The organism is Mycolicibacterium lutetiense (assembly GCF_017876775.1).
GTDB lineage: Bacteria > Actinomycetota > Actinomycetes > Mycobacteriales > Mycobacteriaceae > Mycobacterium > Mycobacterium lutetiense.
The window spans coordinates 3,450,041-3,465,488 of sequence record NZ_JAGIOP010000002.1 but is presented as its reverse complement, the minus strand read 5'-3'; the positions used below and the strand labels follow the sequence as shown (position 1 = coordinate 3,465,488).

At 66.6% G+C, this 15,448-nt stretch carries 13 protein-coding genes; 6 read left to right on the top strand and 7 right to left on the bottom strand.

Annotated elements, in window-relative coordinates:
* Positions 1-2: 2 nt before the first annotated feature.
* From hrpA to JOF57_RS25950, 3 genes are all read right to left on the bottom strand, one after another.
* Positions 3-3,890, bottom strand: a complete 3,888-nt coding sequence (hrpA, locus tag JOF57_RS25960) for an ATP-dependent RNA helicase HrpA (RefSeq protein WP_209921881.1) — start codon at positions 3,888-3,890, stop codon at positions 3-5.
* Between the two features lie 27 nt (positions 3,891-3,917).
* Positions 3,918-4,826, bottom strand: coding sequence for an NAD(P)H-binding protein (locus JOF57_RS25955; RefSeq protein WP_209921872.1), 909 nt, complete (start codon positions 4,824-4,826; stop codon positions 3,918-3,920).
* Positions 4,827-5,254: 428 nt separating this feature from the next.
* Positions 5,255-6,088 (bottom strand): helix-turn-helix domain-containing protein, encoded by an 834-nt coding sequence (locus JOF57_RS25950; RefSeq protein ID WP_209923742.1) that lies wholly within the window; start codon positions 6,086-6,088, stop codon positions 5,255-5,257.
* Positions 6,089-6,204: 116 nt separating this feature from the next.
* On the opposite strand from JOF57_RS25950, the gene JOF57_RS25945 reads away from it, so the two are divergent.
* Genes JOF57_RS25945 through JOF57_RS25935 form a run of 3 tightly spaced genes read left to right on the top strand, consistent with a single transcriptional unit; the run spans position 6,205 to position 8,472 of the window.
* Positions 6,205-7,257: a zinc-binding dehydrogenase gene (locus tag JOF57_RS25945; RefSeq protein ID WP_209921870.1), complete on the top strand. Its 1,053-nt coding sequence runs from the start codon at positions 6,205-6,207 to the stop codon at positions 7,255-7,257.
* Positions 7,254-7,658 carry a nuclear transport factor 2 family protein gene (locus JOF57_RS25940; RefSeq protein WP_209921868.1) on the top strand — a complete coding sequence of 135 codons (405 nt, stop codon included), beginning with the start codon at positions 7,254-7,256 and terminating at the stop codon, positions 7,656-7,658. The genes JOF57_RS25945 and JOF57_RS25940 overlap by 4 nt, the downstream gene beginning before the upstream one ends.
* Positions 7,651-8,472: an SDR family NAD(P)-dependent oxidoreductase gene (locus JOF57_RS25935; RefSeq protein ID WP_209921866.1), complete on the top strand. Its 822-nt coding sequence runs from the start codon at positions 7,651-7,653 to the stop codon at positions 8,470-8,472. Before JOF57_RS25940 ends, JOF57_RS25935 begins: the two co-directional genes overlap by 8 nt.
* On the opposite strand, the gene JOF57_RS25930 is transcribed toward JOF57_RS25935, so the two are convergent.
* Both JOF57_RS25930 and JOF57_RS25925 read right to left on the bottom strand, forming a co-directional pair.
* Positions 8,469-10,088: an HNH endonuclease signature motif containing protein gene (locus tag JOF57_RS25930; RefSeq protein ID WP_209921864.1), complete on the bottom strand. Its 1,620-nt coding sequence runs from the start codon at positions 10,086-10,088 to the stop codon at positions 8,469-8,471. The two genes, JOF57_RS25935 and JOF57_RS25930, sit on opposite strands and share 4 nt — an antisense overlap.
* 30 nt (positions 10,089-10,118) lie before the next feature.
* Complete coding sequence (locus JOF57_RS25925) at positions 10,119-11,015, bottom strand: mycobacterial-type methylenetetrahydrofolate reductase (protein WP_209923740.1); 897 nt, start codon at positions 11,013-11,015, stop codon at positions 10,119-10,121.
* Between the two features lie 188 nt (positions 11,016-11,203).
* Here JOF57_RS25925 and JOF57_RS25920 point away from each other — a divergent pair, with 188 nt between their 5' ends.
* On the top strand, positions 11,204-11,965 hold the full coding sequence (locus tag JOF57_RS25920; RefSeq protein ID WP_209921862.1) for an alpha/beta hydrolase family protein: 762 nt from the start codon (positions 11,204-11,206) through the stop codon (positions 11,963-11,965).
* Here JOF57_RS25920 and JOF57_RS25915 read toward each other — a convergent pair.
* Positions 11,947-12,588, bottom strand: coding sequence for a TetR/AcrR family transcriptional regulator (locus JOF57_RS25915; protein ID WP_209921861.1), 642 nt, complete (start codon positions 12,586-12,588; stop codon positions 11,947-11,949). The two genes, JOF57_RS25920 and JOF57_RS25915, sit on opposite strands and share 19 nt — an antisense overlap.
* Positions 12,585-13,355: an SDR family NAD(P)-dependent oxidoreductase gene (locus JOF57_RS25910; RefSeq protein WP_209923738.1), complete on the bottom strand. Its 771-nt coding sequence runs from the start codon at positions 13,353-13,355 to the stop codon at positions 12,585-12,587. Before JOF57_RS25910 ends, JOF57_RS25915 begins: the two co-directional genes overlap by 4 nt.
* Before the next feature lie 93 nt (positions 13,356-13,448).
* Between JOF57_RS25910 and JOF57_RS25905 the strand changes: the two genes are divergently transcribed.
* Together JOF57_RS25905 and JOF57_RS25900 are read left to right on the top strand one after the other, a co-directional pair.
* Positions 13,449-14,693, top strand: coding sequence for an alkyl sulfatase dimerization domain-containing protein (locus tag JOF57_RS25905; protein ID WP_209921859.1), 1,245 nt, complete (start codon positions 13,449-13,451; stop codon positions 14,691-14,693).
* Positions 14,690-15,439, top strand: a complete 750-nt coding sequence (locus tag JOF57_RS25900; protein ID WP_209921856.1) for an SDR family NAD(P)-dependent oxidoreductase — start codon at positions 14,690-14,692, stop codon at positions 15,437-15,439. Before JOF57_RS25905 ends, JOF57_RS25900 begins: the two co-directional genes overlap by 4 nt.
* Positions 15,440-15,448: the final 9 nt, after the last annotated feature.

Genomic DNA, 15,448 nt, shown 5'->3' with positions numbered 1-15,448 from the left:
GGTTACCGCGTGACGGCGTCGATCGCCTTGTAGATGCGCTGCTCACTGACCGGCCGTGGCGTGCCGAGCTGCTGGGCCCACAGGCTGACCCGTAGTTCCTCTATCTGCCAAGCGATGTCGCGCACTTTCGGATCCTCGGCACGAGCCTCGGACAGGGCCGACACCAGATCGTCGTAGGCGTCTTCGACGGCGTGCACACGGGCCATCCGCTCCCGGTCGGCGTCAAGGCCCTGCGGCAATCGCTCCAACCGGCGGGCAATCGCCGTGATGTACCGGGCCAGATCGTTCAGCCGCGCGATCCCCGTGGCAGCGACAAACCCGTTGGGCAACAGTCGATCCAGTTGAGACCGGATATCGGCGATGGCATCGGCCTGGACAGCAGACGGTTTGTGGGGCAGCGCGACCTGCACCTCGTGCGCGGCTGCCAGCACCTTCTCCACCCGGCTCACCCCAGCTTGTGTGGTGGGGCCGAGTTCCTTGCCGGCCCGCGCCAGAACACCGGCGAACTCGGCCTTCGTCCACACCGGCTTGGGTACCAGCATGTCAGCGGCCGCATCGGCGCAATCATCGAGCAGCGCGGCCAGGGTGCCATCGGGGTTGGCGTTGAGCGCCAGGCGGGTCCGGGTGCTCAGGCCCCGCTCGATTGCCTTGACCGGAGACGGTGCGGTCAGCCGCAGCAGGCGGCGAAGGCCCAACCGCATGGCCGCGGCCTGTTCGGCCGGGTTCGCGAACACCTTGATATCGACGGACTTTCCGGTGTCCACGAAGGCCGGGTAGCCGCGGACGGTGTGCCCACCGCTCACGTTTTCCACCGTGCGCGGCAGCTCATCGAGATCCTCGGGCCAGGCCCGCAATCCGGTACGTTCCAGGTTGCCACCCAGGGCGTCGGCCACGGCCTGGGCGACGGGTACGGCCAACTGCTCGCGCAGCGCGTCGATGTCCTTGCCGCGTGCCACCTCTTTGCCGTCGGCCGATTCCACCGCGAACGTCATCCGTAGGTGGTCCGGGATCTTGCTCAGATCGAACGCATCAATCGGGACCAGAATGCCACTGCGCCTGCATAGTTCGCGCTGCACCTCGTCCAACAGTGACGGCGCGGACGGGTCGATGTCACCCAGGATGGCCCGCGCGGTGTCGGGCGCCGGGACGAAGTTGCGCCGCAGGTCCTTGGGTAGCGATTTGATCAGTGCGGTGACCAGTTCCTCCCGCAAAGCCGGTACCTGCCAGGCGAAGCCGTCACCGCCGAGCCGGGCCAGCACCCCGACCGGCACGTGCACCGTGACGCCGTCGTCGGCGGCCCCGGGCTCGAACCGGTAGGTCAGCGGCAGTTCGAGGTCACCGGCCTGCCAGGTGTCGGGATTGTCCGCACCGTCCTCAGACACCACCAGGTCGGCACGGGTGAAGGTAAGCAGGTCAGGTGTCTTGTGCCGCTGCTTCTTCCACCACGCATCGAAATGGCGGGCCGAGACCACGTCGGCCGGGATCCGCGCATCGTAGAGCGCATAGATGTCGTCGTCCCCGACCAGGAGGTCACGCCGACGGGCCCGTTCCTCGATCTCCTCGAGTTCGGCCCGCAGCCGGGCATTGTCGCGGAAGAAGTGGTGGCGGGTCTGCCAGTCGCCTTCGACCAGCGCATGCCGGATGAACAACTCGCGGGCCAGCTCCGGTTCGATCTGGGCGTACCCGATCTTCCGACGTGGAACCAGCGGCAGCCCGTAGAGCGTGACCCGCTCGAACGCAACCACCTCGCCGCGCTTGGCCTCCCAGTGCGGCTCGCTGTAGTTGCGTTGCACCAGATGCCCGGCGACCCGCTCGATCGCCTCGGGATCGACCTTGGCGGCGACGCGGCCGAACAGCCGGCTGGTCTCGACCAGGTCGGCCACCACGATCCAGCGCGGCGGCTTCTTCGTCAGCACCGAACCCGGCGCGAGGACGAACTTGGAGTTGCGGGCACCCTGATAGTCGCGGCCCTCGCCCTCGCGCAGCCCGACGTGGGACAGCAGTCCCGCCGTCAGCGCGGCGTGAATGGCAGCCGGCTCGGCCGTCTCGTCACTCTCGCGGATCCCGATGTCGCGGGCGATGCTGCGCAGCTGACCGGTCAGATCCTGCCACTCCCGGATCCGCAGGTAGTGCAGGAACTCCTCGCGGCACATCCGCCGGAAGGCATTGCCGGAACGCTGGTTTCGTTGTTCACGCAGGTAGTTCCACAGGTTGAGGTAGGACACGAAATCGGAGGAATCGTCCGCAAATCGGGCGTGCTTCTGACGCGCTGCCTCCTCCTTGTCCGTCGGGCGTTCACGCGGATCGGGGATCGACAACGCAGCCGCCAGCACCAGCACCTCACGCACGCAGCCTTCGGTGTCGGCCTGCAGGATCATCCGTCCGACCCGCGGGTCGAGCGGCAACCGGGCCAGGCGTCGTCCGACGTCGGTCAGCGCGCCCGCGTTGTCGAACGCGCCAAGTTCCTGCAGCAACTGCACACCGTCGCGGATGCTGCGAGCGTCGGGCGGGTCCAAGAAGGGGAACTCCGCGATATCACCGAGTTGCAGAGCGGCCATCTGCAGGATGACCGCGGCCAGGTTGGTCCGCAGGATCTCGGGATCGGTGTAGCGGGGCCGGGATTCGAAATCCTGCTCGGAGTACAACCGGATGCAGACACCGGGAGCGGTACGCCCGGAACGGCCGGCCCGCTGAGCGGCCGAGGCCTGCGAGATGGGCTCGATCGGCAGGCGCTGCACCTTGGTGCGACGGCTGTAGCGGGAGATTCGGGCGGTGCCGGGGTCGACGACGTAACGGATGCCCGGCACGGTCAATGACGTCTCGGCCACGTTGGTGGCCAACACGATTCGCCGTCCGGTGTGGCTGGGCTGGAACACCTTCTGCTGATCCGCGGTAGGCAGTCGAGCGTAGAGCGGTAGCACCTCCGTGTTCCGCAGGTCCTTCAGTGCTTCGGCGGTGTCCCGGATCTCGCGTTCGCCCGACAGGAACACCAGCACATCGCCCGGAGGTTCGGATTCCAGTTCGCGGACCGCGTCGACGATGGCCTCGGTCGGGTCCCGAAGCTCGGTTCGGACAATCTCGTGGTCAGGATCGTCGGGATCCTCGGTCTCGTCGTCTCCGCCGACAGTGACCTCCAGCGGCCGGTACCGGATCTCGACCGGATAGGTCCGCCCCGACACCTCGACGATCGGCGCGTTATTGAAGTGCGCGGCGAACCGTTCCGGCTCGATCGTGGCCGAGGTGACGATGACCTTGAGATCGGGCCGCTGCGGCAGTAGTTGACGCAGGTACCCGAGCAGGAAGTCGATGTTGAGGCTGCGCTCGTGCGCCTCGTCGAGGATCAGGGTGTCGTAGCGCAGCAGCCGCCGGTCCCTCTGAATCTCGGCGAGCAGAATGCCGTCGGTCATCAGTTTGATCAGGGTCGAATCGCTGGCCTGGTCGGTGAACCGCACGGTGTAGCCGACGGCGTCGCCCAGCGGGGTGCCGAGTTCATCGGCGATGCGCTGGGCCACGGTGCGGGCGGCCAACCTGCGGGGCTGAGTGTGGCCGATGGTGCCGCGGATCCCGCGTCCCAACTCCAGACAGATCTTCGGCAGCTGCGTCGTCTTGCCCGAGCCCGTCGCCCCGGCGACCACCACCACCTGGTTCTCGCTGATGGCCTTGGCCAGCTCATCGCGGTGCGCACTGACCGGCAGGTCCGGGTACGTGATAGTCGGGACGGCTGCCTGACGGGTGAGGATCAGCGCCTCAGCGGCTGAGATCTGCTGAGCGATCTTGTCCGAGTTTCCCCCGCGGAGATTCTTGAGCTGGCGTTCGAACCGCGCAGCGTCGCGAAAGGTCAGTCCATCCAGGCGGGCGCGCAGCTCACGCAATTCCTGACGGTCGGACACTGGAACGAGGATATGCGACGCGCACGGTCAGGAGAATCGCGCCGGGTTGCCCGCGATGTACTGCCCGACCGTCAAAGGCGATTGACCTGTCACGGTTTCGACGTCGCCGGTGGCCCGCTCGTAGCGTCCGTCGCGGTGTAGCTGCGCCATGGTGGCGATGTGCTGCTCGGTGTGCGGGGGTAAGCCCAGCGGCCGCAGAATCTGCTCCATCCACTGGTCATGTCCAATGTCGAGCCCCTTGATCGGACGGCCCAGCCCCTTGGCGTACTCAGCGGCCAGGCCGTCGATATCGAGGCTCGCCGGTCCGGTCAGCTCGTAGACCTGCCCGATTCGCCCGGCCGGGTCGGCCAGCACGGTCGTCACCACCCGGGCCACATCGCTGACTGCAACCGGTGACGTCCGGCCCGTCCCGAACGGCAGCACGAGCCTGTCCCGTTCCCGAAGGGCCGGCACCGCAAGCCAGGTGAACAACGGATTGTCCAGAAACACCGTCGGTCTGACATGGACCACCGGCACGGTCGACCAGTTGAGGACCCGCTCCGCCAACCAGTGCAGACGGTGCTGCCGCGACTCCTGCGTGCTGGTCAGCGTCATCTGGGAAACCGTCATCTGCGACATGTTGACCATCACCTCGAGCGGCCCGAGGTCGGACGCCACTGCAGCCACCACCGCGGTGGCCTGCAGATAGTCCGGCGACACACTCATGCTGAAGAACATCCGGTCGACACCGGTCATCGCGGCGACTACGTCCAGTGGCTGGGTCAGGTCTCCCACCACCACTTCCGCACCCAACTGCCGCAGCGGTTCGGCGCGCTCGTCATCGCGATGGACCAGGGCACGCACGCGTTCCCCGCGGCCGCGTAGTTGCTCGATCACCAGGCGGCTGACCCCGCCGGTGCCGCCGCCGGCACCGGTGACCAGATGCAGGGCCGGCATGTGCCGAAGTTTAATCCCGCCGCCGCGGCGTCCAGTCGTTGAATTCGGGACCACACGAACCTGTTGCGAGCTAACCTCGAAGTCATCGCGATACGTTGCTGACGATCGCGCTACCGATTACCACCAGCAACGACCTCCGACAACGAGTTCGCCAGAAGGGCGATTGGCCATGAATTGCATCCGACTACTGACTGTTGCCGGCTCCTTTGCCCTGGGCATGGCTTTCACATTCGCAGTGCCCGCCGTACCCGCGTACGCCGATCCCGCACAGGCGTGCGTGCGGCCAGACGGGACGCCATGCCCACCCATGCCGGCGGGCTGTGTCCAGGAGAACGGCTTGCCATGCTCGGGCTCCCTGCCCGACATCAATGCCGCATGCATGCAGAACCCGGTGGTTTGTCGATGGCTGACTGGGTAGTCCGGCACATCTAGCGCGAACTGCAGAGCGCCCGGGCGGCCCGCATCACCCGCTGACCGGCGGTGTCCACCTGGCGGGCGGTCATGGATCGCAACGGGTGTATCGACAGGATCAGCGCGACCCGGCCATGAGGGTCGAACACCGGAGCCGCGATCGTGGCTACCGGCTGGGCCTTGCCTGTTGAGTCGCCGGCCGGGGCCAGACCGATCGTGGTGAATTCGGCGAGCAGTTGATCGGTGATGCCGCGGACGTGCTCAGGCAGTCCATCACTCGGTAGCGAACCGACCATCTGCGCCGCCCGGGTCAGGTCCGGCGTCGTCCAGTCGACGTCGAAACCCCGCTCCCTGGTTTGGACGAGCACGTCGACGAGCCGTTCGGTGAGTGCCTCGCTAGTCGTCGGAGCCCGGTCGATCCAGGCGCGCTGATCGGCAGACGAGTCCCAGGCCGCGAAGGCGACCCCGAACGGCGGTGCGTACCGGATTCGGTCTCCCGGCGTGCCGGCCGGCCGGGGCCCGGCGCCTTCGAAGGCGGTAATCAAGAGCTCGTCCGCGACCCGCTCGACGACGGAAGCCGCATACCCGAGCTGCTGCGAAAGTTCCTGTGCGGCAATACGGGCCGCATGTGCCAGCGGGCGCGCAGCCTCGGTCCGGGCCGCTACTACCGCCAGGCCCGGACCGAGGGCGAACGTCAAGTCGGCGGGGTCGCGGATCAGCCAACCCCGGTCGCACAGTGTCTTGAGGATCGCGTGTGCGGTGGCCTGAGTCAGGTCCAATGCGCTGACCACATCGGAGAACCGCAAACGCGCATCGCCGGAACTCGCCAGCAACTCGATCACATCGAGCACCCGGCCCGTCGGCGCCGAGACCGCACCACGCACCCTTGACTCCCCTCTGGACGGTTCCTACAGTCATCTTGTCAATTCGAGAGACTATCTCGATTATTCGAGAATAGGTAGGTGCGATGCGTGCAGTCGTCTTACGGCAGGGCGCACTCACGGTGCGTGAGATCCCCGATCCCGCACCGGGTCCGGGTGAGCTTCTGTTGCGAGTACTCAGTACCGCGATCTGCGCATCCGATGTCCATTTCATGGACCACCCCGAACTCGGACTGAACGATCCGACGGGCCGATCGCTCTATGACGTCGAGCAGGACACCGTGCTCGGCCACGAGTTCGTCGGCGAGGTCATCGGCCACGGCCCCGGCTGTACCGATCAGTTCCCCCTGGGCACCCGGGTCACCTCGATTCCGCTGCGCCTGATCAACGGTGGCGCCGACGGCGGGCACATCATCGGCCAGCACCCCGATTCTCAGGGAAGTTTCGCCGAGCTGGTAGTGGTCACCGAAGCCATCGCCCGAGCCGTGGGGCCCGACGCATCCGACGACGCCGTCGCGCTCACCGACGCCTTCGCGGTCGGCGAGTTCTATGTCCGCTCAGCCAGATTGGAGCCCGGCGAGATTCCCATCGTGATCGGTGCCGGCGCGATCGGGCTGTCCGCGGTGGCGGCGCTGGCCCGCCGTGGCATCGAACCGATCATCGTCTCGGACTACCAAGCAGATCGACGTGCGCTGGCCTGCATGGAGTTCGGCGCCCACATCGCGGTCGATCCGGCCGAGCAGGCACCGATGGACGTCTGGCGCAAGGTACGCGCCGAACGCAACCTGTGGGGCCCGGCCGTGGTGTTCGAATGCGTCGGCGCGTCGGGCCTGATCCAGAAGATCGTCGAGGACGCCGATATGGGCACCCGCATCTACTGCGCCGGCGGCTGGTACACCGGCGACTCCCTCGACATCACCACCGCCACCCGGCAGGGGGTGACCTTGCAGTTCGGCGGCGGGCCGTGGCCGCAGGACTGGTACGGGACGTTGGACGCCATCGCCGCCGGCGACCTGGATCCGACGCCCAGTATCGGCATGGTGGTGCCGCTCGACGAAGTTCCCGACGCGCTCGACCTGGCCCGCCGGTCGGCCGGGCCGGCGCGAATCATTGTGCATCCGAACGGAGATCACGCATGACCTACCACGAAGACCGCACCGACATCGCCGATGTGCTGGTCCGCTACGCAACGGGGATCGACCGGCGGGACTGGCCGTTGTTCCGCACCGTGTTCACCGACGACTGCGTGCTGGACTACGGCGAGATCGGCAAGTGGAACGGGGTGGACGCCGTCACCGAATTCATGGACCAGGTGCACGCGATGGCCGGGCACACCATGCACCGGCTGAGCAACCACGCGATCAAGGTCGACGGCGACACCGCAACGGCCCGAACGTATGTGGACTCGCTGATCATGGCTCAGGACAACAGCTCCGGCGTCAGCGGGATCGGTTTCTACGACGACGAACTGGTCCGGACCGCCGACGGCTGGCAGATCGCGCAGCGTCGGTTCACCGCGGTGCGGATCGCCAATGTCTGAGGGGTTCGCAGACAAGTACGGGCCGTGGGCACTCGTGGCGGGGGCCTCCGACGGGGTCGGCTCGGCAATGGCCCAGGAGTTGGCCCGTCGCGGGCTCAACGTGGTGCTGGTGGCCCGGCGCCGGGCCGTCCTCGACGACGTCGCCGCTGTCATCCGGGACCGTACCGGCGTGCAGACCCGCACGCTGGTAATCGACCTCGCTGAACCCGGGGCTGCCGGCGAGATAGTCAAAGCCACCGCGGATCTCGATATCGGGTTCCTGGTGTACTGCGCGGGGGCCGACCCCCACTTCGCACCGTTTCTGTCCGGCCCGCTCTCGGATGCCGAGTCACTGGTACAACGCAACTGCATGGTGCCGATGCAGCTGTGCCACCACTATGCGGCGCCCATGGTGGAGCGCGGCCGCGGCGGCATCGTCATCTTCGGGTCGGGGGCCGGATTCGCCGGCGGGCCGAACATGGTCGCCTATGGCGCAAGCAAGGCCTTCGACATGGTGTTCGCCGAGGCTCTCTGGACTGAGTTGCACGGCAAGGGTGTTGACGTGCTGGGGCTGATCCTGGGCAAGACCGACACTCCCGCACTGCGCAAGCTGGAGCACGAACGCGGCCAGATCTCCTCGCCGGAGGACACTCCGCCTGGCGCGGCGGCCGTCGACGATGTGGTGGCGGCAGCATTCGCCAACCTCAGCGACGGGCCAACATGTCTGGTGGGCCCCGAGATTCAGGCGGCAGCCCAGTTGATGGCCTCGGTGAGTCGCAACGATGCCGTGCGGTTCATTGCGCAAGCGGTCACCGCCGCAATGGGTGACGGCTAGGGTCCGCGTACTGCCTTGCTGCTGAGGGCGTGGTTGTCGGCGTTGGGGTGTGGTGGGTGGGGGTCGAGCAGTGTCCAGCCGGGTGGGAGTCGGAGGTCGGCTGGGGTGAGTGGTTCTGTGTCCCAGAGGTGTTCGATGTTGGGTGGGGTGGGTGTGGGGTGGTCCCACTCCAGGTCCCAGTCGGTTTCCCAGTCCGGCTGCCAGTCACGGTCCGATTCTGGTTGCGCCGGCTCGGGTTGTTTGGGTGGGGTGAGTAGGAGTTCGGGGCGGTGGTGGTAGTTGATGCGGTTTTGGCTGTGTTCCAGGTGGGGTGGGGGCCGCCATTCCACGTCACCGTCGGGGTTGATGCTGGTGGTGTAGCCACCGTCGGTATGGACGAGGCGGTTGTCGGGGCCGCAGGCCAGGGCCATCTCATCAATATTGGTGTTGCCGCCATCAGCCCAATCGCTAACGGCGTGGTGGGCTTGGCAGCCGTAGGGGCCCACGGTGCAGCCTGGTTTGGTGCATCCTCCGTCGCGGGCGATCAACATGATGCGTTGGGCGGGGCTGGCGACCCGGCGGGCCCGGAAATGATTGAGTGCTGATCCGGTGGCCTGGTCGAACACCGCGAGGTGCCAGTGGGCGTGCCCGGCCATCCGGATGACGTCTGTGATGGGGATTTTGGTGCCGCCACCGCTGATCCCGATCCCGGCGCGGGATTCGAGGTCTTGCAGGGTGGTGCGGATGATCAGTGATACCGGTAGCCCGTTGAGTTGACCCAGATCGGTCATCAACGCGATACGTCCGACGACGAGCAGCGCGTCGTGTTGGCGTTGAGCCAGGCTGCGGTGATCGTTGTCGATCTGGGTTTGGCTGGGGGTGCCGCTGGTGCAGGGTTGTTCGTCGGCGGGGTTGCACATACCCGGCGCAGCGAATTTGGCGAACAGTACTTCCCACACCGCAGCGGTTTCGGGGTCCAGATGCGCGGTCAACGCGGTCATGCCATCGCGACCCTGCCTGCCCATCGTGGCGCCACGTTTGCGGGCGCGTTCGGTGTCATCGGGTTCGGGACCGTCCTGATCGAGTAGAAACAATCGCAGTTCGGCGGTGTCTTTGAGTTCTTTAGGGCCCACCCCGACCGCGACGCGCACCAGATCGGCTTCGAACTGTTCGGCGGTGGTGGTGTCGACGAAACTCGGGAGTCGGCTGACCGCGTCGCGCAGCACTTTGACGTGGTCGGCGGTAATCAGCCCGGCCGCCTCAGCCGCAGCGACCACCGGCAACACCGGGGGCAACGGTTCACCGGTCAGAGCACGTCGCGGCCCCAGTTCGGCGGCTTCACCCAGGCGGCGGCTGGCCTCGGCAGTGGACAGGCGCCATCGGATGCGCAGCACCGTGTTCCAGGATTTGGCGCCCATCTCCTGGGGGGTGGTGTCGGCTTGCAGTTGGGCCAACAAGCGATGCAGAACTGTCGGCATCTGACAGGTCAAGGCCTCGTATTCGTCGAGCACGCCGAGCAATTCGGTGCGGGTCAAGGCGGTGAGGTCACAGGCAGCGAACGCGTCGTACGCGGCGCGTAACGCCGCTACCGCCTCAACCGCTTGGGCCGCACCCGCCTGCATGACTCGAACATACATTCGACCACCGACAAGCGCGGCCGACCGAAACTAGCCGGCCCGATCCGGCGCCCAGTACGCGAGCATCTCGGCGAACGTCTCGAAAGCCGGCTTCGACACCCCGTAGGCCGCCTCGAAGTGGATGCTCAGCGGGAAGCCGAGGTCAGCCACCCCGTCGATCACCCGCTTGTAGAGGTCCAGCATCAGCTTGCGCTTCTCATCAGGGTCACGTTCGGCCAGTTGGCTGACGAATTCCTGTTCGGCGGCCACAGCCTCGTTGCCCGGATCCTGGATGAGCCAGTTGATCAGCCCGACCTTGGACTCCATCTTCGGTACGAACCCGAAGGACAGCAGGATCTCGGGCCGGTGATCGGATGTTTCGGCGAACTCTTTGAGGAAGCCGACGATGGCGTCGGAGTACAGCAGCTGAGTCATGCCGTACGTTGCGCCGCGCTCGCATTTGAAGTTGAACCGGCCCTGCTCACCGTCGCGGGTGGGGATGAGAATGGCACCCCGATTGGGAACCAGTTCTTCATAGATCGAAAGGGCGTCCGTGGGTGCGACGCCGTCACCCTCGCCGTCCTTCATGGTCCGGGGCACGCCGACGAATGCGATGCCGTCGAAGGCTGCCCCGCTGAGATCGGCCAGCCGCCGCCCCAGGGCCTCCTCGTTCAGGAACGACGTGACCTGCGTGCACAGACCGCGCATCTCGGGCAGTTCGGGCCGCAGGATGTTCCAGTAGTCCAGGACATCCATCCGTGGCTTCATCTCGACCGGGCGGTCATCGTCCTCGTCGATCATCCCGGGGATCATGACGTGGCGGATCCGGCCCTCGATGCCGGTTTCGACCGCCAAGGCGAGCACTTTCCGCGCCTCGTCAACGGGATACTGCAGGCCGCGTTCCAGGATCGGCGGGACGAGTTCCAGCGCGATGGTGTTCAGGGGCACGAACTTGCTCCACATCTCAGTACATTCAGTCGCAGCTTGCCGGGCAACACTGACCAGCAGCGGCCATGACCTCCACATTACGGAGCGGGCCTGGCAACCGCGCGGGTACCTCCGGCTAACGGCCGGGGCTCAACGCCTGCGGCGTGGACATTGTCGCGGCGCTACTCACTTCGTGGTAGACCACCGACATGGCTGAGCGCGTCACATTTCCTAGTTCGACGGGCCCGACGCTGGCCGGGGTGATCGACAGACCCGACGGACCGGTACGGGGGTGGGGCGTGTTCTCGCACGGTTTCACCCTCGGAAAGGACTCGCCGGCCGCCTCGCGGATCTGCAAACAGCTGGCCAGTGACGGCATCGGGATGTTGCGATTCGACGCGCTGGGCCTGGGCCAGTCCGAGGGCGACTGGGGTGACGGTTCGTTCACGCACAAGGCCGCCGACGTCGTCGAGGCCTGCAAGTTCATGTCTGAGCGCGGAACGCCGGCCGACCTCGTGATCGGGCATTCGTGGGGCGGCGACGCGGTGATCGCCGCCGCCCGGCAGTGCCCCGGAGTCCGCGCGGTGGTCACCGTGGGCGCGCCGTTCGATCCCACCCACGTCGAGCGTCAGTACGACGCGGTGATCGAGCAGGTCTGCGCCGAGGGCAGCGGGCAGTGGATGGTCGGCGGGAAGACCCTGACCCTCAAGCGCGCCTTCGTCGAGGATGTCCGGGCCGCCGACCTACGCGACAAGATCAGGGCCCTCAAGATGCCACTGCTCATCCTGCACTCCCCGACCGACAACACCGTCGGCATCAAGAACGCCAGCGACATCTTCTGGGCCGCCCGCCACCCGCGCAGCTTCGTCTCGCTGGAAGGTTCCGAACACCTGCTGACCGGGCCCGGGCAGGCCAAACGCGCCGGACGAATCATCGGCGCCTGGGCCGACGCTTATCTCGGAGCGGACTGACCCGACCGCTCGGCGTGCTCCATCGCCACCGCCGTGGCGATGGCCCGGAGCCGCCGTTCCAGTTGCTCGGCGTCGGCATAGGACCGGTCGCCGCCGACAAACCGGAGGAAGACACCGGCAATGAAGGTCATCACCGCGGTGCTCTGCGCGTCGATGAGTTCCGGATCAGTGGTTGCGGGCTGTAGATGCGCGATCGCGTCACGGGTCATCTCGGTGACCCGTCGGAACGACGGTTGTGACATCTCGGAGAGCTCGGGATCGCGCGCGGCATTCAAGAACAACTCGTGCCGGGCCTTGTTGAGCAGCAGCCCGTCCCCGTCGGCCTGGATCAACACGAGCTGCGCGAGCCGCGCGAATGGTGCTGCCGGTTCTGCAGCGGCATCGCTCAACGACAACAGGTTCGCCCTGTCGATCTCGGCGACCCGTTTCCCGACTGCCTGCAGTAGGGCGGCCCGGGTCCGGAAGTAGTACGACGTGGTGCCATCGGGCACGCCTGCGCAGCGGTCGACGTTCTGGTGGGTGAGCCCCCGTGAGCCGTGCTCGCCAAGTACGGCGATGGCGGCGTCACCGAGTTCGCGGCGGCGCTCCTGACCGTCGCGTTTGCGCGGGGACGACGCACTCACCTCAGAACCGTACCGCCATCGATATTGATGACCTGGCCGTTGATCCAGGCCCCCTCATCGGAGATCAGGAACGCGACCAGTGACGCGACGTCGTCGGGTTCGCCCACGCGGTTGCCGCGGATGCGCTTGAGCGCCGCGGCCTCCAGGTCCGGCCATTGCGGCGCGGACCGGATGGCTTCGGTCGCGGTGAATCCGGGGGCGACGGCGTTGCAGCGGATTCCTTCCTTGCCCCAGCGCGCGGCCACATGTCGGGTCAATGCTCCGATGCCGGCCTTGGCGGTGGCATAGGCCGGACGGGCCGGCTCACCCTGGAACGCCGCCGCCGACGACATGTTGACGATTGCCCCGCCGCCGCGCGAAAGGATCTGCGGGATGGCGTGTTTCAGTGCCGCAACGTACCCGCGAAGGCTGACGGTCATGACCCGGTCCCAGATGTCCAGATCGATGTCGACGACGTCCGTGTCTGCCCGCAGCGTGGACATGTCGGCGCCCACGGTGAACAACGCGTCGACCCCGCCGTAGGTATCGACCGCAGTCGCGATCAACGAGGCCACCGACTCGGGGTCGGCCAGGTCGAAAGCCACCGCCGTCGCGGTCCCACCCGCGGCGGTGATCTGCGCTGCAGTCCATTGAGCATCGTCGGCGGCCACATCGCCGACCACCACGTGGGCGCCTTCGTCGGCGAGCCTCGCGGCGGTGGCCGCCCCGAGTCCGCTCGCCCCGCCGGCGATGACCACCACTTTTTCGGCCAGTCCGCGCAACGCCATCAGGTTCTCCTCGTCCAACACTGTTGTCCGGCTCACATTACCTCTATAGTCCTAGAGCATTAACTCTAGGGATCTAGAGGAAAGGAGCGATTCATGGCGGGAATCCACCGCACACGACCGGGGGCCGACGCCCTGGCAACGGCAACCGGAGAACCGGCGAGCGCACTGGGCAACGACATCTGGATGTCACCGGGGGTGTCCAACTCCTACGCCCTGGCCACCGACGACGGGCGCGTCATCATCAACGGCGGCCTGTTCTTCGAAGGGACGCTGCGCCACAAGGCATTTCAAGAAGTGCCCGGACCGACCCGGGCGATCATCGTCACCCAGGGCCACGCCGACCACTGGGGCGGCGTGAACGCACTGCGCGAACTGGACACCGATGTGGTGATGCACTCCAACTACCGGTACTGGCGCGACGACAACATCCGGTTGGCCGGATTCCGGGCGCCCAAGACCTCGTTCGCATTCAAGAAGTTCAGCGACGCGATCATGGAACATCTCAAGACCGTCGACCCGGCCACCATCGACTTCTCCTTCCCCGAGCCGACCGTCACCTTCGACCGGACGTTTGACCTGACGGTCGGCGGCAGGCGACTCGAACTGACGAGGACCCCGGGCGGTGAGACCACCGACTCCCTGGTGGTGTGGCTGCCAGAGGACCGAACCCTGTTCACCGGCAACCTGTTCGGCCCGCTGTTCGGCCACGCGCCGAACCTGATGACCATTCGCGGCGACCGCTACCGCGATCCGATCGCCTACATCGAGGCGCTGGACACCGTGCTCGCCTACGGCCCGGAGCGGTTGATCACCGGCCATTTCGACCCCATCGAGGGGGCCGATCTGATCGCCGAGGAAGTCACCGCGATGCGCGACGCCATGCAGTCCGTACACGACCAGACGGTCGAGCACATGCAGTCCGGATCGGATGTGTATACCGCCATGCGCACGGTCCGGATACCCGCGCACCTCGACGTCGGCGAAGGGTACGGCAAGACCTCGTGGAACGTGCGCGCCATCTGGGAGCTCTACTCCGGATGGTTCCAGCACCGCTCGACCGCCGAACTGTACGGCGTGGCACCACATTCGGTCGCTGCGGACATCGTTGCCGCAGCAGGTCCTGATGCGCTCGTCGACGCCGCGCGGGCACACCTCACGGCAGGACGGGCAGTCGAGGCGCTGCACCTCACCGACCTCGTACTGGAGGCCACTCCTGACCATGGTCCCGCCCGCACGGTCGCCGCCGACGCCCACCAAGCGCTACTGGCCGATACCCAGAACTTCTGGGAGAAGGCCTGGCTCACCAATTCCATCGACAACCTGAGGACCGAACAGTGAACAACCTGACCTTCGACTTCACCGGCACAAACGTGCTGGTGACCGGCGGCACCAGCGGCATCGGCTACGCGATCGCCGGCGACTTCGCGAAGGCCGGTGCGGACGTGACCGTTACCGGCACGCGCGGCTCGGCCGCCGACTATCCCGAGACCGACCTGAGCGCCATGACCTTCCGGCAGTGCCAGCTGGGCGAACCCGATTCGATCGACGCCCTGGCCGATTCGGTCGGCGATCTCGACGTTCTGGTCAACAACGCCGGCGGCCCGTACGCCGGGAAGAAGGACGAATGGGATCCCGACGGCTACGCCGGATCGGTGGCGGTCAACATGTTCGCCCACATGCGTCTCTCTATGGCCTGCCACGACCGGCTCAAGGCCAGTGCCATCGCGGGCGGCAGCAGCGTCATCAACATCATCTCGATGTCGGCCTTCGTATCGGCGGTCAACGTCCCGGCCTACAGCTCGTCGAAGGCCGGCATGGTGGCCTTGACCAAAAACCTGTCGCGTCGCTGGGTCGATGAGGGAATCCGCGTCAACGCAGTCGCCCCGGGCCTCATCGACACCCGGTTGACCCACCCGGTGCTCGACATCCCCGAGATGCTCGAGCCGGAGATGCGCCACACCCCGATGGCCCGGATGGGGATGCCCGACGAGATCTCGCCGACGGTCCTGTTCCTGTGTACCGACGCCGCCCGCTACATCACCGGAACGACCGTCGCAGTCGACGGTGGATACCTGACGGTCTGACGGGAGCCC

What these genes read in the sequence shown, in the direction of transcription:
- JOF57_RS25935 (WP_209921866.1), top strand. Translation starts at nt 7,651, where the DNA reads ATGTCTGAGGGGTTCGCAGACAAGTACGGGCCGTGGGCACTCGTGGCG.
- JOF57_RS25940 (WP_209921868.1), top strand. Translation starts at nt 7,254, where the DNA reads ATGACCTACCACGAAGACCGCACCGACATCGCCGATGTGCTGGTCCGC.
- JOF57_RS25930 (WP_209921864.1), bottom strand. Translation starts at nt 10,088, where the DNA reads ATGTATGTTCGAGTCATGCAGGCGGGTGCGGCCCAAGCGGTTGAGGCG.
- JOF57_RS25945 (WP_209921870.1), top strand. Translation starts at nt 6,205, where the DNA reads ATGCGTGCAGTCGTCTTACGGCAGGGCGCACTCACGGTGCGTGAGATC.
- JOF57_RS25910 (WP_209923738.1), bottom strand. Translation starts at nt 13,355, where the DNA reads ATGGCGTTGCGCGGACTGGCCGAAAAAGTGGTGGTCATCGCCGGCGGG.
- JOF57_RS25905 (WP_209921859.1), top strand. Translation starts at nt 13,449, where the DNA reads ATGGCGGGAATCCACCGCACACGACCGGGGGCCGACGCCCTGGCAACG.
- JOF57_RS25920 (WP_209921862.1), top strand. Translation starts at nt 11,204, where the DNA reads ATGGCTGAGCGCGTCACATTTCCTAGTTCGACGGGCCCGACGCTGGCC.
- JOF57_RS25955 (WP_209921872.1), bottom strand. Translation starts at nt 4,826, where the DNA reads ATGCCGGCCCTGCATCTGGTCACCGGTGCCGGCGGCGGCACCGGCGGG.